Source organism: Chitinophaga polysaccharea (assembly GCF_007829335.1).
GTDB lineage: Bacteria > Bacteroidota > Bacteroidia > Chitinophagales > Chitinophagaceae > Chitinophaga > Chitinophaga polysaccharea_B.
In genome coordinates, this window is record NZ_VIWO01000005.1 from 458295 (window position 1) to 478312 (window position 20018).

The 20018-nt window shown below is 47.3% G+C and carries 14 protein-coding genes; 3 read left to right on the forward strand and 11 right to left on the reverse strand.

Going from position 1 to position 20018, the window contains the following annotated elements; translation table 11 throughout:
• Window positions 1-6 precede the first annotated feature (6 nt).
• The 7 genes from FHW36_RS18755 to FHW36_RS18785 form a co-directional block, all read right to left on the reverse strand.
• A complete protein-coding gene (locus tag FHW36_RS18755) occupies window positions 7-1137 on the reverse strand; it encodes a fasciclin domain-containing protein (RefSeq protein WP_145671105.1) in 1131 nt (376 codons plus the stop codon).
• Between the two features lie 45 nt (window positions 1138-1182).
• Window positions 1183-2499 (reverse strand): hypothetical protein, encoded by a 1317-nt coding sequence (locus tag FHW36_RS18760; protein ID WP_145671106.1) that lies wholly within the window; start codon window positions 2497-2499, stop codon window positions 1183-1185.
• Window positions 2500-2518: 19 nt separating this feature from the next.
• The gene (locus FHW36_RS18765) at window positions 2519-4210 is read right to left on the reverse strand and encodes a hypothetical protein (protein ID WP_145671107.1); all 1692 of its coding nucleotides are present in this window, start codon (window positions 4208-4210) and stop codon (window positions 2519-2521) included.
• A gap of 18 nt (window positions 4211-4228) precedes the next feature.
• On the reverse strand, window positions 4229-7699 hold the full coding sequence (locus FHW36_RS18770; protein ID WP_222429119.1) for a carboxypeptidase-like regulatory domain-containing protein: 3471 nt from the start codon (window positions 7697-7699) through the stop codon (window positions 4229-4231).
• A 27-nt stretch (window positions 7700-7726) separates the two neighbouring features.
• Window positions 7727-8698 (reverse strand): FecR family protein, encoded by a 972-nt coding sequence (locus FHW36_RS18775; protein WP_145671108.1) that lies wholly within the window; start codon window positions 8696-8698, stop codon window positions 7727-7729.
• 66 nt (window positions 8699-8764) lie between these two features.
• Window positions 8765-9340, reverse strand: coding sequence for a sigma-70 family RNA polymerase sigma factor (locus tag FHW36_RS18780; protein ID WP_145671109.1), 576 nt, complete (start codon window positions 9338-9340; stop codon window positions 8765-8767).
• Window positions 9341-9486: 146 nt separating this feature from the next.
• Window positions 9487-9954, reverse strand: coding sequence for a hypothetical protein (locus FHW36_RS18785; protein ID WP_145671110.1), 468 nt, complete (start codon window positions 9952-9954; stop codon window positions 9487-9489).
• Between the two features lie 260 nt (window positions 9955-10214).
• Here FHW36_RS18785 and FHW36_RS18790 point away from each other — a divergent pair, with 260 nt between their 5' ends.
• Window positions 10215-10784, forward strand: a complete 570-nt coding sequence (locus FHW36_RS18790; protein ID WP_145671111.1) for a Crp/Fnr family transcriptional regulator — start codon at window positions 10215-10217, stop codon at window positions 10782-10784.
• Between the two features lie 91 nt (window positions 10785-10875).
• Window positions 10876-11346, forward strand: a complete 471-nt coding sequence (locus FHW36_RS18795; RefSeq protein WP_145671112.1) for an SRPBCC family protein — start codon at window positions 10876-10878, stop codon at window positions 11344-11346.
• An 83-nt stretch (window positions 11347-11429) separates the two neighbouring features.
• Here the strand turns inward: FHW36_RS18795 and FHW36_RS18800 are convergent, their stop codons facing one another.
• Complete coding sequence (locus tag FHW36_RS18800; RefSeq protein ID WP_145671113.1) at window positions 11430-12725, reverse strand: DUF3108 domain-containing protein; 1296 nt, start codon at window positions 12723-12725, stop codon at window positions 11430-11432.
• 247 nt (window positions 12726-12972) lie between these two features.
• On the opposite strand from FHW36_RS18800, the gene FHW36_RS18805 reads away from it, so the two are divergent.
• Window positions 12973-14391, forward strand: coding sequence for a hypothetical protein (locus FHW36_RS18805; protein WP_145671114.1), 1419 nt, complete (start codon window positions 12973-12975; stop codon window positions 14389-14391).
• 64 nt (window positions 14392-14455) lie between these two features.
• Here the strand turns inward: FHW36_RS18805 and FHW36_RS18810 are convergent, their stop codons facing one another.
• From FHW36_RS18810 to FHW36_RS18820, 3 genes are all read right to left on the reverse strand, one after another.
• Window positions 14456-15652 carry a Ca2+-dependent phosphoinositide-specific phospholipase C gene (locus FHW36_RS18810; RefSeq protein WP_186452519.1) on the reverse strand — a complete coding sequence of 399 codons (1197 nt, stop codon included), beginning with the start codon at window positions 15650-15652 and terminating at the stop codon, window positions 14456-14458.
• A gap of 18 nt (window positions 15653-15670) precedes the next feature.
• Entirely contained in the window at window positions 15671-18469 is a 2799-nt protein-coding gene (locus tag FHW36_RS18815; RefSeq protein ID WP_145671115.1) for a TonB-dependent receptor, read from the reverse strand.
• Between the two features lie 147 nt (window positions 18470-18616).
• Entirely contained in the window at window positions 18617-19873 is a 1257-nt protein-coding gene (locus tag FHW36_RS18820) for a helix-turn-helix domain-containing protein (RefSeq protein ID WP_145671116.1), read from the reverse strand.
• Window positions 19874-20018 lie beyond the last annotated feature (145 nt).

A 20018-nucleotide genomic window follows, 5' to 3' on the forward strand; every position in this document is an offset into this window, starting at 1 on the left:
ATAATTTTACCTGCTCACTTTATCCGGCATCACCAGCAAATCGGATAGCAAATGAACTACCCCATTTGTACAGGTGTAGTTGGTATAAATGCCATTTAGGGTTGTCATGAAAATGGTATTACTGGTTTCCCCCAGGAAAAGCGTTCCTTGTTCGCCATAAGGCTTGCTGGCATTGGGTCCAACGAGAACCAGTATGCGGGTAGCTGTAGAAGCAGCTGTTACGATACCCACACCGGAACCAAAAGGTTGCTGGGTCATGATCAGCTTATATTTTACATCAGGACATTGAAACGCAAGGTAGATAGTGCCCGCGGGTGGCGGCAGTTGTAACATATCCAGTACAAACAGGTGATTAGGCTTAAGGAAATAGCCGCCAAATACTACCGGATCAATACGATTTACATCAATGCGGCTGATGCTATCCAACGTTATACCGCGGCGTTCAAAGCTCGAATCCATTGGCGCGTAAAGCGTAAACGGCCCATCGGTAGCCAGTTGATCCCAATACCCGAATTTCCTCAATCCCGCAACAAGATGCGAAAACTGCGGTCTTGCTAACAGGAACGCCTGTACGGTTACCGGCACTACTTTTATAGTGTTGGGCAACGGGTATATTACGCCATTCAATTGCGTAATACCGTAGGTGGCACCCGTAGTAGTGCCTAGTGAAGGCTGTTTCTGTACATTCACCCCATTCACTGTTAACGCGGCACTAATATCCTTGGACCGGGAAATATACAACCGGGTATTATTCAGGTTATCGTACCGATTGTCGGACGACAACGGGATGGTATTGTAAAACAACTTGATGGGTAGTATGTGCGTTCTGACAAAATAGCGGAGGCTATCGGCCGGCCATTTGTCGAAATCGGAAGCATTATAAATACTGTCTTTATTCAATGCGGTGTTGGTGGGCGCCATCACCGTTAATGTGGCGGTAGCCTGATTCAGGCTATCCATCAACCCGGCCTTGCGCACAGCGGCTGCAAAGAGAGAAAAATCAAAATTATTGGTCAGATAGTCGCTGATCGTACCGGCGGCCTGTGCCTGTTGCTGCGCCTCGAAGTCGGGCTTTTTGCAGGAAGCGGTTGCCAGCAATACGATGAAGAGCCAACGGGTATAGATATATTTATTCATTTGCACGGAATTATTTTAGTTGAACCATGGAAGTACACAGGATGATCACTTAGTCGGTGGCGGATAACTACGTTGCACGCTCATCATATATACCTGGTTATTGATAATTTCTATGGTACTGATGGTAGCAAAAGCGCGTTGCGCATAATTACCGGAAGCGGTATACCGGATCAGGTTGGGCAGCCAACTGCTGGCCAGGTAGCTGCTGTTTGCTATCCTGGGAATGCTTCTCCTGGCTGCTGCAGAGGTAGTGCCTTTGCCATCACTGCTGCCGTTACTGCAACCGATAGCGCCGAAATTGGGATTTGCCTGTACCATTCCCCCGGGTCCGCTCACCGGCACTGCGCCGGGAAGCGGGAACATACCGGGCTTCATCAGTATAAGGAGTTCCCATTGCCTGCTGAGTATACCACCGGTAGTATCGGTAGCGGCAAACATGGGCATATTGTAATAAGGTGTTACGCCTGCCGTATGAGAACGGATAATAGTACCGAGCCAAATATTGTTATACCCCGGGATAAGGTTGGAACCAATAGGCGCGCCATCTACATAAGGATACGGGCAATCATCTTTATACAACGAGTAATACAGGTTCAGCGTATCACCAAATGCTACGGTTTTATTGGTAGCGTTGTAGTAGGCTTGTTGCCCTCGGCTGGCTGCCTCCGGGTGGGCAGCCGCATAGCCTTCAGCACTCAGGTTATAACAATTCACGTACAACATAGAATCGGAGAAAGGCATTTTGGTAAACTGTTCCTGCCGCAGGTATAAGGTGATAGGCAGCGGATATTGCGTAGCTACGGTTTTCTGCAACACCTCCATGGTATAAATCTCTCCCGGTTTAAAATCAATGATACTATCTACCAGCAGGCTTTTACGATCGCGTTCGAGCAGGTCGAAAAAAGGCTGGTCACTGATCGGCCGGCTGTAGAATACCACGCGGTGTTTTCCCGAAGGAATCTGCGCCCAGCTGGATAAATTAATGCCGTTGATAATGGGACCCACTAACACTTTTTTATTACCGGGATATTCTGTATTTCTGAAGGAAGTATTGCCGGCATTGGCGGGATAGGGACCCGCATAAGCGCTGCGCTGGTCCAGGTGATCGCCGATTATTTTTCCACCGGTGACCAAACCGGCGCCGTCATACTCCGGGTCGATAATCATTGCCAGGAAAGGCGGCGGCTGATCTTTGGTGGTTACATTCACATCGTAATTGAGGCTGTTGAACACCCGCAGGTAGGCCGCTTCCGGAATAACGTTGTAAGTTGTTTTCCGGCAACCACCTGCCACGAGGAGTAGCCCGTAACATAACAGGATCAGGCTCCAGCGGCTGCGTATCATGCTAAAAAAATGTGTCATCGTATAATTGCTTGTCTTTTTACTGGTTATGTTTTATCACGATCAGCTGCGGATGCGCCCCTGCTGTATTATGCCCTACTAACGCTACCGTATACACGCCGGCCTCTGCCCCGAAGTTGCCATCGGGGTAAAAGGTAGCCGGCATCTTCACAAAATCGGCAGTCGTTAACGCAGGCACACCGGTGATCCGGTCGCCGGGTAATACACCGGGTTGCGAGCGATACACCTGTACGGCTCCGCCGGTAACAGTTCCCAGGTCCACGTATGGATAAGGAACAGCAACAGGTGAAGGCGCCTGCCCTGGTAGCAGATGCTGCGCAGCTGCAGCTGATGAAAACATGCCTTCTTTAAACAGTGTACCATTCACACCCGTGAAAGTAACTTCCGGCAGCTCCGGGCATAGATTGAGGAAGCGGGTTTGCACCAGCATCTTAAACTTAAGCGGATTGTATAGATTGTTCAGGGCATCCGAACCATCAGCGTTTGTTCCAATCATCCGGGTACCACCCATATTGTTAGTAACTACGGTAAGTGTTGTTCCGGTACCGGCAATAGGATAAGCCCATACTGTAAGGTTATCGCCACCATTCACCTGGATATTTTTTTCTACCAGTGATTTGCCGGCAGCATCTGTTATGCGAATGGCGTGTGCCCCTGTCACCAGCGTTACGTAATCGCCCGCTTTTCCATAGGCTACTGCGGGTGCGTCGTGGCCATCTACCCGCATGTGTATACCCTTCTCTCCTTCTACTGCCGCATTCACCAGCTGTATGCGTCCATAGGCGATATTGGCAGGTGGATCTATGTCGGTGACCACCACAGATGTATTGGGATATAATGGATTGTCGCCATACTGATAACCGCCTGAAATCCGGGCTACGACCACGGTATACACTCCTCCGGGCTGGAAAGTCTGCACCGGGTTATAATACACCTGCGTGCCGTTCAGCGAGTAATTATCCGGCGAAATAGTGCTAATGAGCGTAGGGGGTCTACCGGGAATCTGTGCACCTGTACCGTCTATTAATACTTTAAACTGGTAAGTACCGGCGGGCAGCTCTACGTAGTCCGACCAGGTATGATTCGCAATGTGAGAAGTAGTGGTATTCACGGGTGTACCATCTGCAAAGGCCAGTGTCAACCCTTCCGTACTTCCATTACCGGTAGCCGTACAAAGGTTTACCAGGCGGATACGTATATGGGTAGGATCGGCGGGAATAGCCGTGGTGCGTGGCACACGGGTAGTACTGTAAATACCCAGGTGATCCACTGCACTGGTATACAGGTAATAGTCCGAAGGTTGATAATAATCGTCTTTTACGGTAAAAGAATCAACCAGGTAATCCGGTTGCGAAGCGCCTTGCGCAAGACCTACTTTAATAATCGCCTCGCCTTTGCTATCAAGGAATTGCTGGGGTAAATACCAGCTGTCTTTCAGCTTGCCCGTAGTGGGAAAATACGGCGTTGGAAATGGTACACCTGCTAAAGGGCTGTTGCTGGGTACAAAGAACCAGTTAGTGACTTTGGTGCCATTCACGATGAGATCCCAGGTATTGAAGGTGACCAGTCTCACCGACGACCTGGCCGAATTACTGTAATCCGGTTCATTGCCGGTGCGCACGTCTTCCTTGTTTTTGCTGCACGCTGCCGTCAATAGCAATACACCAGCCAACAGGGTATGATAGAAAGTTTTTGTAATTGTAATGCTCATATGTTACTGGTAATTTTTTCAGAAGAGATTATAAGTAAGACCTAACATATACTCCGTACCGCGGCGATAACTTCTCCTGACGTACTTTGTTCCATAATATTTACCGCCCGTACCAGGATTGCTGTATACTTCTTCAAAGGCACTGTTCAACAAGTTTTTGGCGAATCCTTTTATCACCAGCCGCTTCGCCAGCTTTTGGCTAAACACCAGGTCCAGTACCGGCGTGGGCCGGCTGTAGAGATCAGGTGCACCGTCCATGTTCACCTGTATGAGGCGCTCTCCTACCATGTTGAAAGTGGCGGTGATGTCGGTACCCCATTGCTCGTGGGCATAGTTCAGGAAACCATTCACAGCATAAGGCGCCTGTTCAAACAGCGGGCTTTTTTCGGGCGACTGCCGGTCAATGATCCTTGCGGCATCCAGGCGCTCGTTGTTTTTGCGTACATTACTGGAAGCTACCATCAGGTTGGAGCCCAGGAAGAAATGTTGCAGCGGGCGCCAGAGCAATCCCAGGTTCTTCACCACTTCCAGCTCTATTCCCCATACATGACCTGTATTAGGGTTATTCTGGTAAGCAATGGTGGGAAATTCAGGGTAAGTAGCTTTTATGCCATCAGAATTTTGTATAAATACTTTCTCCAGCTGGTTATTGATTTCCTTTGCAAAAAGTGAGGCGGCCAGCACTTCTCCTTTGTTGGGAAACCATTCCCAACGGAAATCATAGCTTTTTGTTTGCTGGTTCACCAGGTGAGGATTACCAACAACCAATGCCTGCTGGAAAGGATCGAATTCAAAGACATTCGTCAACTCGCGGATTTCCGGGCGCGCCAGTGAGGTACCATAGGCCAGGCGGAAATTCATGGCATCGTGCAGGGAGTAAGTGAGGTTGGCAGAATAATAAGGCTTGTAACCCGAAATATATTTTGATACCGGATCAGTATACACCAGGTTAATCCCTCCTTCAGAAAGCGATGGATCGATATAAACACCGGCTGTATCTATCTTGCTTTGGATATTCGTTTTCTCAAAACGTACGCCGCCGGCTAAACGCAGGTCCTTCATCAAATGCAGGTCCAGCATGCCATAAAAGGCGTTCGTTTCATAAAAACCGGTGTAGTTATTGGGTGATTTCCTGATATTATATAAAAAACCATTTGCCAGCGGCATTCCTTCCGGTGAAGTAGCAGTAGGGAGATGGATGCCTACCTGGTCGTATCCTACCAGCCGATCCAGGTTACCATATACCTGGTACATGGGATACTGCTTCAGCGTAGAAAAGTTAGACCCGGGCAGCGACAATACATTTTCGCTGAAATCGCGCTCGCGGTACAGGTAGTTCACCCCTGCTTTAAACACCTGGTCTAGTCCGCGGATGCCGAACGGCCAACTAACATCCGCCTTGTAATTGTAGTTGGTTTCCGTCATCCCGCGGAAGCGGCGCCCATTAGGGTCTGCCTGTATTTTACCGTAGGGACCGAAGCCATTTACATAGCCAGATACCTGCGCATAATAATCAGTAACGCCGATGTAACTGGTACCGTTGATATCCGGAACAGGTGACTGGTAGTATCCGCCGCCTGCAGGCCGGTAATCGGCCAGGTTGATGAAGCGGTAGTCGGGGTCATCTTGCGTTGACTTCGACGAAGCGCCGTTATAGCTCAGGCGGGGCGCATATTTGCTATCGCCGAACTTATGCTCTCCCTGGAGATTATACGTATTGAAGGTGCGATATGTTTGCTTCAGCGAATAAATGTTGCTGTAAACAGGTCCGTTAAGTCCCGTTACATACGCATACTGCCCACTCAGGCTGGTGGCCTGTGTTTCTCCCCCGCGGCTACCCATATATTGGAAACTGATTTCATGGTTGGGATTAAAGCGATAGGCCAGTCCACCAAGTAATCCGTAGCTGAGTGTTTGTGTGCCGGTATTTTCTTTATACCCCACATACTTTCCCAGGTTAGGCGTATTGGGCGTGATATACGCCGGTATGTTGCGGGATTCATCTATCACCGGGTTACCGGTCATCACGCCCTGATAAATGCTGTACTGGTTCAGTGTTCCATCTACCACATCAGCGGTGCGGTTATAGTAGCTGCCGCTGAGGATCAATCCCAGCTTATGCTGTTTAAAAACGGAAAAAGAATTGCCATAAGTAATATTATAAATGCCATTTAGCGGCGCTCTTTTATAGCGGGTAGTCAACACCGGGTCAAAGTGATGCATGATACCATTGATACGATCGATTTCTGAGAGTAATGCCGGGTCATTTTTAGCACCCGCGGCCAGCTGCTGAATCTGAGGTAGCCCGCCAGGGTATTGCTTATTTAGGTCCATGAACGCGGGCTGCAGATCATGTTCCTTAATCTTATTACCCCAAAAACCCATATCGCTGTTATAGAAGCTGTTCACTTTGCCTCCCGGTCCCACGTTGGAGTTGAGTCCCGTTTGCGCAGTAAAGCTCAATGTTTGTTTAGTGGGAATCGACAGTGTTTTCAGTTCCACGATGCCCCCGGAGGCATCCGCTGGTTTATCGGGTGTCATGGTTTTATACACCACAATATTATCCAGCAGGTTGGCCGGTACCAGGTCGAGCGGAATGGTGCTCCTGTCGGGATCTGAGGAGGCCAGGCGGATACCGTTCAGTTGCCCGATTACGCTACGGTCGCCGAGCCCGCGTACGGCTACGTATTTATCGTCTGTCACCGTAACGCCCGACACCCGTTGCAAGGCTTGCGTGGTGGTGATGCTGGCTGTTTTCTCAATATTTTCTGCAGAGATACCATCAGATACCGTGGCGGCATGTTGTCTTTCATTGAGCAATGCTACTTCGCTGTTCATCCGGCGGCGGGAGGAAACGGTGACGCCGGACAATGTGCGGTTATCAGGCATCATCTTCAGGTCCATTGCCGTGTGGGTGTTGGCGGTGATTACCTGGCTGGCGTAGCCTGCGTGGGAAAAGATGAGCAGGTCGTGCGTTGCTTTTGCCTGCAGCGTAAAATCGCCGTTGCCATCTGTGGTGGCGGATACATGGCTTTCCTGCGCGTATACTTCCACATGTGCCACCGGCTTATGGGTGTGGGCATCGGTAATATGTCCTTTAAAGAGATATAACGCGGTGGTGTCGCCATTCACCGGAGGAGGCGCTGTGGTTACCTGTACGGAAATATTGTTTCCTGATACCTTGAAGTCCAGCGGCGCGAGGGCCTTCAGTTGCTGTAAAGCAGTACCCAGTGGCCCTTTTGACTGGAAGGCATTTATTTTTACCCTTCCCAGTTCTGCCGCAGTATAGTAGAAGGAACATCCGGACTGTTGCCCCAGGGAAGTGATGATCACGAGGGCGGTGGTATGTTCCAGCCGGAGATCCACTTTTTGTTTAAGGCCGCCCCATTGTGCCTGGCTGGAGTATACCCGCGGCAGGAACAATATAGTCAATAGCATAGCCTTAAGGAACCGGCGCTGTGCCGGTTTCTTTCTAATCTTATGATCCATTTTTAAACTAGTTGAATAAGGGTGTAGTTACCGCTTGTTTATATATACAATTCCGTTTTTAGTGGTATACTTCAGTTTGTGTATGAAAAGGATATTATCCAATACTGTTTGCCATTTATCGGGACTGAAATCACCGGTTACTCTTTTATGTTTTACCAGTTCCTTGTCATACTGCAGGGTAATGCCGTATTTGTAGGCAAAGCGGTCGAGTACATCTGCCAGCGGCAATTCTTCAAATATCAGGTGGCCGTTCAGCCAGTTGCGCACCATGTTGGAAGAGAAAGATACTACGCCCCATTTCTTATTTCCTTTAGAATAGCGCAACATTTCGTTGGGATGCAACAGCGTGTAGTTGTTGGTATGCATGTCTTTCACCGCTACGGCGCCATTTACCAGGGCTACCCTGATTTCTGCTTCACCGGGGTACGTTTCTATATTAAAGCTGGTACCCAACACCTGGGTGGCTATATTTTCTGAGATGACGATAAAAGGACGTGTATCATCTTTGGCAATTTCAAAATACCCTTCTCCTGTGAGGCGTACCTGCCGGTGTGACTTGTTAAACTCATCGGCTATGTATTCCAGTCTGGACCGGGCATTCAGCCATACGGCCGATCCATCGGGGAGTTGTATATGTTTGGCATCCTTACCGGTAGTGGCAATCGTAACATACACCGGTTCCTTGCGGCCTTTACGGATGCCGGTTAATAAAAACCAGGATAAAAAGGCGAATACCACTGCTGCTGCCGCTACTTTCCAGATAGTCAATAATCTTACTTTCGTTTTAACAGGCGGAGCGACTGTGGCAGCTCGCGGCGTGGCCATTACGCGGTGCAGCATCTCGTGTTTTTCGGCCTGCAATCTTTCTGCCGACATGGTAGTGTCGGAAATATCCATCGCCATCATCCAGCGGCGGACGAGTTCCTGCTCAGCATCGCTGGCCGTTCCTTTAAAAACGCGGTCGAGTATATCTCCAGGTATTTGTTGATCTTGCGCCATACATACAGTTAGAGCACAACCTTGAAAAAGTCCCGGGTAGTTTGGGTTAAGGAATTGTTACCAGATTTAATCTTCCAGGAACAGCAGGATAACAGGTAGTAAAGCAGTAGCGGGATAAGAGCCGGCAAAATCTTTCAGGCGGCGCATGGCATCGCTCAACTGGTTTTTAACCGTTTTGGGTGCAATGGCGTATAAGTGAGCAATTTCTTCGATCGATTTATTTTCATAGCGGCTCATGACAAATATTTGCTTCATGCGTTCCGGCATCCGGTCGAGTTCGGCCATGATCGCGATATTGATGGCCTCCAGTTCTGCTTCCATCTCCCCGGCATTAAAATGCGGATCGAGGCTTTCCTCATTTTCCAGGTAGGTCCTGAAATGGAGCAGGTGTTTTTCATTCAATCCCCTGGATCGTAAAAAATTGAATATCCGGTAATACAAACAGGTGATCAAAAAAGGTTTCGCAGTGGGCGTATCCAGTTGCAGCGTAGGAAACTGCTGCCATATATAAGTAAACGTATCCTGCACAATATCCATCGCATCGGGGGCATAGCCTATCTTCTTATTGGCAATCCCGAAAAGGGTATCCCAATATGTCAGGTAAATGTCCTTAAATAAATCGTGTGATACTGAAGATTCCATGGGCTGATCGTACGGCAAAAGTAAAATAGTTGCGGTAACAGGGGTAGCCAGGGTATGTTATCAATTTATTAAGTGGGGAGCAGCGGTATTAACGGGGCGTGATACCCTTTTGAAGATGGGTATCACGCCAGAAGATAAGTTATTTCTTACCAGCTTAAAGTAGCCAGCACATCCTCATCAATATCATCATTAGGATCGCTGGGGTTAGGCTGTATGCTGGCGGTTAAGCGGTATTGATCGCCTGCCTGTAAAGTAACTGTAGTAGTTCTGTAAGTGGCTTCCCCCGGCCAGGTAGTAAAGCGCTGGTAAGTTCCTTTTGTCAGGTTTTCAAAAGTAACATAGGGTTGCTTTACGCTGTGCCACAGGGGGATGTTCAGGGTCAGGCTGGCGGTTCCACCGGTGGTAGCGGTAAATACCTGGCTTCTGTAAGGATCGTTCGGTTGGTCGTCTTTTTTGGCGGCAACAAATACATAGCCCCTGGCTTTTTCTTTACCTTCCTTACTATCCAGTGCGGTAGATGTGGTGGAAGGATTTTCAGCGCCTGATTGTGCCTGTAAGTTAAAAGATGCGAACAGTACAATGCATAGGGAAAGGATTTTTACGGTGTTTTGCATGTGGTTTGGGTTTTATATTCAGGTAATCAAATGATAGATGTTCACTTACAAGGTTTTCCGGGCATCAGCGCAAACAGTTCGGGATATGCTACTACTACGCAGGTAAATATAATATGAAATTCAATCAGGCGTACCTGTTATTGGGGGGATAATGATTTGTTAATATATTAGCTACCTAGACTGCCATCCTGAAATAACAACCCCTTTATGTAAATTGCCAAACGGTACCAATAGATTTTATCACCATTCAATTTTTCGAATTGAACGAACTGGCACAATACATCAATAGTTACTTTGGCGTTCCTCCAGAGGAAATTGAAAAAATCGCGTCTTTTTTCAAAATAACGACGCTGCATAAAGGCGACTTTTTCCTGAAGAAAGGAAGGGTATGCGACCATCTCTCTTTTCACAGGAAAGGGCTAATGAGAATATATACAAGTACCGCAGATAAAGAGGTAACACAATGGATCTCCTCCCCCGGCTATTTTATTACAGATCTTGCAGGGATTATATTCAATAAACCCTCCAGGTGGAACATTGTGGCGTTGGCCGACTGTGAATGCTATACGATCCATAGAGATGATTACAACAACATTGGGAATATCATACCACAATGGCACTATTTAGAGAAGCTATTTATTGCCAAATGCTTCAACTCACTTGAAGACAGGGTTTTCACCTTATTATCTATGAGTGCGGAAGACAGGTATAAACAGCTATTACAATCCAACCGGGAGCTATTCAACCAGGTTCCACTACAATACCTGGCATCTATGCTGGGGATGACGCCAGAAACGCTGAGCCGTCTGCGTAAAAAGGTATTGGAGTAAATTCTTGATCTAAATCAAGAGCAGGCGTTCATATACGGGGGATATTTGTATCACAAAACAAAAATATTTTCATTCACATAAGCCACCCGATATGATGTCAGTATCCTCTCTTGAAAATGCAAATTTCCTCAGTATCGATCATGCCGCTGCTGTTCGTTGCAGCAAATCCATCCACATCCAGGCGAAACCTGAAAAAGTATGGTCATTATTAACAAATATCAATGAATGGCCTACCTGGCTCACCACCGTAAAAAACGCGCAGCTTAACGGCACCCTGAAACCCAAAACCACTTTCGACTGGAATAGCAGCGGCCTGAAAATACATTCCACCCTGGAAGTGGTGACCCCCTATTCAGATATAAGCTGGACTGGCGTCGTATTAGGCATACATGCCATTCATACCTGGCGCCTGGAACAAGCAGATGGAGGAACGACGGTATATGTAAGTGAAAGCATGACGGGCTTTCTTACCAGGATTTTCAGCAGGTTCTTTAATAAAACGCTGGAGAAAGGCATGATAGATTCACTGCATCTTTTAAAAGCGGCCGCTGAGCAGCTGTAAACAGACCGCAGCAAAAAAAATTTCAACAACTAAAAATGCCGCATACAAGGAAATGTATGCGGCATTTTTAGTTCGTATATACGCTACGCGCGTGTTTTCTTCAGCTTCACGTCTACCTTTTCCCCTGGCTTGCTCACCGTTACCACCTTCTTCACCACGGCGCTGGCGCCGGTGCTATAGTTCCTGTTTACCGTATTAGCGGTAGTTCCCTGGAACATCCCATTGATATAGTGATCGGTGTAACCGGTTACTTCTGTTTGGGTATAGCTATGATCGTAACCAAATTCGGTATATAGCAGGTATTCCCCGGGCATCAGGTTTACGAATTCGAAATGCCCTTCGTCGTCATACACGCGGGTACTTTTGATACATTGTGCGGCTTCATCCAGCAGAGCAATCCCTTCCCTGCCCTTTTTGCGTTGGGATTCGTTCACCTTAATCCATTCTTTGAAGTAATCGTTGTAAGGGATGAGAATCACCTGGGTACCGCGGGGCGCCACCTGCTTGGCCTGGATGTTCATCACCTGCACCCTGGAACCATAATCGTTGAAATCGCGGGCAAATACCTGTCCGTATATGATGGAGTTACCTCCCTTTATCATTTTCATGGTAAGATCCTTATCGAAAGGCGCCTTTACAGCGTTGAAATCTGTTTCCGTATCCACCATCCTGATTTGCTGGCCGTTGGACCACATATCTACCTGCCACAAGCGCCTGGTTTGTTTATCGATGTAAGAAACCGATCTTTCGTCGGTAGCCGGTTCCACTACCGTAACTTCCCACACATCATGTTTGCCGGTGTATTTACTCACCCAGGTGCTGTTCTTTACTTCTTCCACTACGGCCTTTTTCAGGTTCTCTTTGTTCTCCGGCTTGTATTCATACACGGGTAAATCCGTGCTGTAGCCGGAAGTCAACGGCAACAGCGATAAGAGGAAGGGGTAGGTATAGCTGTCAATGAAGTACTGGTTGCCCGGTTCTTTGATCTGGGTTTTTGCTTTTGTTTTCTTATCTACATAATACCCGGTAACATCGTTCCCGAAGTGCAGCACCATATCTTTCAGGGTGCTGTGAGAGGCGCGGTAAACGGGCTTAAAGTTGTTCAGGTTAGAGATGGCGGTATCTTTCCATTCTTCCAGTCCTGCCAGTGCGGTATTGGTGGTTAAGGTCAGCTTATCGCCGGTCGTATTGATACCAATCGTAAAAGTACCAATGACCGAGGCATCGCTGCCATTAACAGCATAACAGGCAAGGGTATACTTTCCATTCTTCAGCAGTTTACTATCAAATTTATCCTGTGCCTGGGCAGGTGCGGCGATGGCGATAAAGAGCAGCGAAGCCGCGGCCACCAGGATGGGTTTACGAAATTGAAAAAGCATATTCTGATCTTTTATCTGACGACGCAAAAATAGGTAATTCTGTAAGTACGGCATATACTGGATTAACGGGAAGCAAATCTACTGGTTTTTCAGTAGATAAGATGAGGAACAATAACGTTACCGGGTAATCTAAAATATTTAAATTGTAACTTATCACCGCTATAAATCGCCCTTTTGCATGCCAAAGAAAATATATCTATCTGTTCTCCTTCTCTTGTGCATCATAGTTGGATATACCCAACAAAAGGTGAACGAAAAATTATATTCCACCTACCTGGCAGACACGGTATATTATTCCGTGTACACACCCGGGGGATGGGATGCGAAAATACCATCACCTGTATTGTACTCCTTTAATTACGGTATGGTTACCGGCGACTATCTCGCAGCACAGGCAGATTATTTTTCAAAGGCAAATTATACATTTCCCGGTACCATCATTGTCAATATCCAGGCAGATATGGACCGCATTGGCTATGCCTATCGCACGGGGGAATTAACGGCTACCGGCCAAAAATTCGTGAACTGTCTTAAACAGGAGATCATCCCGGCTGTGGCACAAAAATACCATACCACGTTCCGGAGCTATATTGGCCACTCTTACGCCGCCAGCTACGCCAACTACCTGTTTTTGCACGACTGGCGCCTTTTTAACGGTTACATATTATTGGCGCCGGAGAAAGTGAACTCCGAAGAACCTCCTTTTTATATCAGCGACGAGGCAACAAATTTCTATAATAAAAATGTAACATTCTATTACGTGGCGGTGGGAGAAGCCGACATGTCGCGCCGGCAGGACTATGCCCGGGAAATAGCAGCCAACGTGACAGCGCTCGACAGCACGCATTTTTTCTTTCGGCGAGACAGCCTGCCAGGCGCCAATCATAGTAATATCGTTACACTGGCCATCCAATCTGCCTTTGAGCACCTTTACCAGCTTTACAATCCCTATCTCGAAGCCGGCCATACGCAAAACACGGCACAAGAGCTACAGGCAGTGAACAACCGGATAGCCGATGCCTATAAACTTCCTATGAGTAAAACGGCTCCCTTTTATCAGCGCTTTGCCATGCTGGCTATTCTTAATAAAGATACCACCGGGTTGGAACATGTCATGAATTTCTTCCTGAACAACAAGATGAAAGGCTGGAATATTATGCAGCTGGGGATGTACGGCGATCAGTTGGGATTAAAAGCCAAATCGAAGGCATATCTTGAACAAGCTATCGAAAAAATTCAAAGAGATGAAATGGATACGGAGCTGGGTCCGCCCAACCTGGCCGCCTGTTATACCTTCCTTGCTACCCGCCTGCTAACAGACGACAAGGCGAAGGCATGGGAATACCTGGAAAAGAGCCGGCAGCTTAGCGCGCTACCCAATAAGAATGGTTACAAAAACATAGACATCTACTACGACATGGGCGTATTTGCCGCCGACAATAACTACCGCATAAAAGATGGTCTTACCTGTTTAGAACAATTTATTTCATTATCGAAAGACGTAAGTGAAGATGCCCATTGGCTGGCCTATCGAAAAACAGACTACTATCTCGGCAAATGCTATCTTCTCCTGCATGATAAACCGAATGCCCGCCGCTACCTCGAGAAAGCGCTCAAAGCCAATCCAGAGAATAAACAGGCAAAAGCGCTGCTCTTACAATTATAGCAGCGCCGCTGGTATGTAACCCCGGTTGCTATAATTATGTAGCAACCGGGATTTTAATATTCACTTATCTGGCTGCATTCACTGGGTTAGCACGCACTTCGCCTCCCCCGGGAAGCCTCACAAAATAACTGGTGCCGTATGCATTACCAGGACGGAAAAAGTCGGTGGAAATAATTTGTGCACCGCTTTCAAACGCTGCTTTCGCCCGGCTATAGTCGTTTATTTTTGCTTCGTAGGTTTCAATATCGGACCGGGTTCTCACCATGTAACCCTCTTTTACATATTGCCGGATGTCCTGCTGTCTTACGATAGCATTGTCCAACAGGAAAAAAGCGGCAAAGCTATCTTTCGCTGTCGACTGCACAAACATCATTCTCTTTTCAAGATTAGGCCTGTTCTGAACATATGGCGTATTCATGTCCATCCCGGCAGTAGAAGGCAACAGGAGGAAAATAAACTTGCCCCTGGCAGCCTTCACGGTGGGCCAGTTTTGGGCGGTTACCGCTTCTTTCAGCGTAGTGTAACTTCCGCGTACATCGTCAGGCGTAATTAATTTATCTCTTCCGATGATGCTGGCCACCTCTTCATCGAGTTCGTCAAAAGCAGCTGCTGGAAAGGGCAGTACTTCGGCCGATTGAGGAAACATAGGCATGCCCTTATCTTTAGCTTCTACCATAATGGATATGGGTAAGTGATCCGGATGTTTGTCAGACCAGTCTTTTAAGGCCAGCAATGCAGATTTCAGCGTGGTATAATGCGTGCGGAAATCAAAATCTGCCATGTGCAGCACTTTAAATCCCGGCTTATCCAGGTCGGTACTATCGAAAGGCAGCAGGTTGCTGATGCCCTTCTCTGCCAATGCGCGATAAGACGCCGGATGGTTAAAACGGTTGCCGGTAGGATCATAGTAAATATCTATTTCGAGACTGCGAATACCGGCATCCAACTGTACATCGAAGGAAGGATGATTGTAATTCAGCCCTTCACTGAGCTTCATGCCATTCGGATGGTACTCCTTAAATGCGGCCGCCTGCTCTTTAGAGATATTCTTTGTTAACTGGCCCATCATTTTTTCTACGATGGGATCGGCCAGCGCGAGCAACTTCGGATCTACCGGGCGGGCGTAGCTGTTGTGCGTACCTAATACCTGGATCTGGTTTATTTTAAGTGCATCGATAGATTTTCCCTGCTGGGCATAAACAGCACTCATGGCAAAGGTTGCCAGCGCTGCTGCGGCTAATGTGGTGATCTTCTTTTTCATCTGGTTTGTTCTTAAAAATTAGAAAAGTTTTATACTGGCGCCTATTTGTCCGCGGAGGGAAAACCAACTGGCTTCTTCAGGTCTGTTGTAAGTGCCATGGTAGTATCGTACAGGCGCATTAGTGAGATTGTTGAGTTCTGCAAACAGCCTCACCTTCGGCGTAACCGACCAGGAGGAAGAAAAGTCGACCGTGAAGTTCTCTGCATACCAGCGATAATGATCTGGGCCCGCTGCCTGCCGGATTACATCGAGATATTTTCCTTTATAGTTCCCTGCTACCCTGGCGGTAAACTTGCCATATTCATACATCACGGAGGCGTTAAAAACATGTTTTGCCTGCTTGGGAATCACGCTGCCATCTTCTATTTTCTGCCCTGCTGCAAAGCGTGGTATCTTTACTTTAGAATCTGTGAAGGTGTAGTTTACATCAATGCCGAAGCCCTTCCAGAAGCCAGGCAGGCTTGTAAACCTTTTGGAAAACCCGGCTTCCAGGCCACCCAGCCACGCCTGCTGCATGTTTACCGGTTCGCTAACGCGGTATATTACCCCGTTGATGTCCTGTGAAGACTCGTTGGTATAGATAAGGTCCGTCAATCTTTTATAGAATGCACCGAAGGTGACCGATCCAACGCCGCCAAAATAATGTTCCGCCATCAGGTCGAAGTTGCTGGCAAACGTAGGCTTCAGGTTGGCGTTGCCGCGACTAATAGTACGGTTAATGTCGTCCTGGGTGGTTGCGGGATTAAGGTTGTTGAAATCAGCCCTGGCAAAAGTCCGTGTATAGGCCAACCTGATAATATCATTTGCGGTGGCATTCAACTTCACATGCAGCATCGGCAGGAAGGCATTGTAGCTATTATCCTGTGTCAGTGGCTCCACGCGGCTGCTACCGGCTTTGGTAGTTACCTTATTTCCGTTAAAGGTTACCTTGTTATACTCATTACGGATACCACCTATGATTGTTATTTTATCGGATAATTTGTACTCTCCCATTACATATACCGCATACACATTTTCTTTACCGGTGAAATATTTGGCAGCGCCGGCGGCATTGGTGGCGGAATCAACTTCCACCGCCAACAGGTTATATTTCCTGATTCCTTCGGGTGTAACGAGGCTTTTCACCTGGTTTATGGGCATCTGGTCGATCATCACATTTTTATAAGGCGTATTGATTTCAGAAAGAAATCCGCCGTTATACGGGTATGGCTCTGTCCCTATTTGCGTCAGCGTGGGCGCTTTCCCGGCAATACCAGCCATGTATACATTCATGGGAGATTCAACCAGCTTGTCTTTGTGAATCAGCTTACCCCCGAATTTTATTTTCAGTTTTTCGCTGGGATGATAATTCATATTAATACCAAAACGTTTGTTGGCTTCCCAGTTAGTACTTCTCAGCATGATCACCTGCGATAATGTCATGGCTTCCGGGCTGATGGTACTGGTGGCAGACAGGTGTGGCAATACGGCGTCCATCCGGTCGCCCGCGCCATTAGGGGCATCCATGGCCAGGTATTTCTTGCCATCAGGGGCTAAGCCATCATAGGTTACTTTTTGGGAGAAGAAAGCCATAGGATAAAATCCCGGATCACCAAACTTAAACCTCGATTTATCGATACTGGCAGCCCAGTCAAGGTCCAGTTTACCAGATAAAGTGGATTGCCCGCTAAGCTCGGCCGAATACAGGTTGGTATTATATTTAGCCGAACGGGTGGTAATCGTTGAAATACCGGTATTAAAGTAGAAATAATTTTCCCGCACCATCTGTACATCCTGGTATTCTGTATAAATTCCTTTGGCCTGTATTTTATGGCGATCGTTAAACTTATACTCAATGCCCCCATTCAGGCCTGTGGTTCTGCGTCCCGCCAGGTAATCGCGGAGCTGTAAATCTGTGATGGAATAAGACTGGGCAGTCTTGGGATTAGAGAAATCGTAGTTAACATTATACCGGTCGGTACCTGAAGTACGGTTCCAGACTACCGCAGACAAGATATAACCCAGTTTTCCTTTGGCGAGCCTGTCGCCATACACCAATGACGCATTGTAAGATCCTTTGTTGGCCTGGGCATTATATCCGCCGGCGGCGTTGATATTCAGCAACCGGTGTTGCGGGGCTGCCTTTGTAATAAAATTGATGGAACCACCGATGGCATCTCCTTCCATATCTGGCGTCAGCGCTTTCGAAAGCTGTACATATTCAATCAGCTCAGATGGGAAGATATCCATTTGAACCCGCCGGTCGGTATAATCGAGACTGGCAGAAGGTAAGCGGTTTCCGTTGAGTAAGGTAGCACTCCATTGGATGGGCGTTCCTCTTACAGAAACATAGCGTCCTTCTCCCCCATCGCGTTCAATAGATACCGCCTGGATTCTTTGCACCGCCTCTGCCGCATTACGGTCGGGCAACTTGCCGATGGCGTCAGCTGCCAATACTTCCATGATACCAGTGGCGTTTTTCTTAATGCTGATGGCCTTTACCTGGGATCCGGCAGTGGCCCCGCTGACAATCACTTCTCCCAAAACACCTGCAGCAGGGGCTAATTCAATATTTCCGATGTTGTTCAGACCTCCCTTCACCTCCACTTCCAGTGTTTTGTTGGCATATCCCAAGTAGCGGAAGGTAAGGGTAGTTTTCCCGGTATGTTTGAGTACCAGGGTAAATCTTCCGTTAAGATCAGTTTGCGTACCCAGGCCACCCGCACTAACCGTAGCGCCGGGAAGCAACTCGCCTTTCGACATGGTGACCCCGGTTATTTGTTGTGCCCAGCCCGTTACAGGCGCAAGTAAGAACACTAGTAAAAGAACCTTATTCATGGTGCATTTTAAATTTTGCACAAAGATGAAGGCGGAAAAATGCGGCGTCGTCCTTGCCGATAGCGCAGTACGTACGTTTAGATCAACGGCGTATGGATCTATTGCACATAATTGAAAATCAATCTATTATACAATATTAAGGATTTATTAAGCCCCATTTTTCAGGTAGGCAGAAGGGGTAAGACCGGTTGTTTTTTTGAAATATTGGTTAAAGGAAGACTTGGAATGAAACCCAGCTTCGAAGGCTACAGACAGTATATTGGGTACCGTATTATTTTGCCGGGCTCTTTCCATCTCCTCCACTACCTGGTTAATCCGGTATTCATTTACATATTGATAGAAAGATTTTCCCAGGTATTTATTGAGCGACTCCGACAGATGATGGCGGGGCACTTTAATCAATACTGCCAGCCTGTCTAATGATAAATCAGGATCGGTGTATAGCTTTTCTACCATCATCTGATGGTTTACTTTTTCTATGATGTCGGCCTGGAGTTCGTCAGCTAACCCGGATTTCTTTTGCCTGTTTTGCAACACCGTTTCTGCAGAAGGCATTTCTATCGAAGCTATTGCTGCATTTTCTACACGCTGCTCCCCATCTTTTACCAGGGGGTATTCCATTAACGCAGGAACGATAAAGTCCTTTTCGTCCTGGATTAAATGGGCCAGGGAGGAGCCAGACAATGCCAGGTTTCCGCTGGCAGCCGTTTCCATATGGTGATAGTAAATAGAAAGTATTTTCACCCTGCCGATAGCCAGGCAAATAATTAACAGGGTGGTATAGCTAACAATGCGGATCCAGAGATGTATATCCGCGTATGAAATTTCGTGGGGAAACATTCCACTTCCTACAGATAGTATTAACGCCAACGCCACAACGCCCATGAATATGATAGCTATCAACCGGATTAATTGCTTTCCAGAGAGCGACAATCCCGGCAATCGCTGTGATATGTTTAATGATTTGATCCCGTAAAAACTATAGGAGACCAGGCTGAAATAGCCAACGGCGTTGTTATACACTGCAATGAAGACGGGGGTTTTACCGCCGTGGGTAATCACATAGCCGCCAATGATAAAATATGCGATGGCTGCGATCCCGGCGGGGACAAACAGGAGAAAAACCTTTATCCCTGGCAGCTTCCGGCCCTGCTGCAGCTTCAATGCATACAACCACAATAGGGGTGCATACAGCAACGAAATAAAAGTAACATACCCATTGTGTATTTCCGCATCGGGAAATGCTTTATTCATGATGAAGCTGCCCGTCAGGTGCGTAAATATACAAGCCACCAGCCAGTTTAATATACGATCGCTATCAATGGGTTTGGGCGCGGAAAAAACACCAAAAATGCCCAGTATAATCAGTGCCTGGAAAGCACCTAGCAGACTAATATAGTTCACACCAAATTCTTTAATGACTTCTAATTCCTGTTTCCTGCCGGTAACATGTTGCGCAAAGCTAAGGTTCTTACATTAAGGAATTATTAATTCGCTATAGCTGCCTGTTGTAGTGGTGTTTATAAAATATTGACAAACAGACTAAGGT

Excerpts from the sequence above, each read along its gene's own strand:
- FHW36_RS18800 (WP_145671113.1), bottom strand. The coding sequence starts at position 12,725 with ATGCTTTTTCAATTTCGTAAACCCATCCTGGTGGCCGCGGCTTCGCTG.
- FHW36_RS18770 (WP_222429119.1), bottom strand. The coding sequence starts at position 7,699 with ATGGATCATAAGATTAGAAAGAAACCGGCACAGCGCCGGTTCCTTAAG.
- FHW36_RS18795 (WP_145671112.1), top strand. The coding sequence starts at position 10,876 with ATGATGTCAGTATCCTCTCTTGAAAATGCAAATTTCCTCAGTATCGAT.
- FHW36_RS18810 (WP_186452519.1), bottom strand. The coding sequence starts at position 15,652 with ATGAAAAAGAAGATCACCACATTAGCCGCAGCAGCGCTGGCAACCTTT.
- FHW36_RS18760 (WP_145671106.1), bottom strand. The coding sequence starts at position 2,499 with ATGACACATTTTTTTAGCATGATACGCAGCCGCTGGAGCCTGATCCTG.
- FHW36_RS18775 (WP_145671108.1), bottom strand. The coding sequence starts at position 8,698 with ATGGCGCAAGATCAACAAATACCTGGAGATATACTCGACCGCGTTTTT.
- FHW36_RS18755 (WP_145671105.1), bottom strand. The coding sequence starts at position 1,137 with ATGAATAAATATATCTATACCCGTTGGCTCTTCATCGTATTGCTGGCA.
- FHW36_RS18785 (WP_145671110.1), bottom strand. The coding sequence starts at position 9,954 with ATGCAAAACACCGTAAAAATCCTTTCCCTATGCATTGTACTGTTCGCA.
- FHW36_RS18780 (WP_145671109.1), bottom strand. The coding sequence starts at position 9,340 with ATGGAATCTTCAGTATCACACGATTTATTTAAGGACATTTACCTGACA.
- FHW36_RS18765 (WP_145671107.1), bottom strand. The coding sequence starts at position 4,210 with ATGAGCATTACAATTACAAAAACTTTCTATCATACCCTGTTGGCTGGT.
- FHW36_RS18815 (WP_145671115.1), bottom strand. The coding sequence starts at position 18,469 with ATGAATAAGGTTCTTTTACTAGTGTTCTTACTTGCGCCTGTAACGGGC.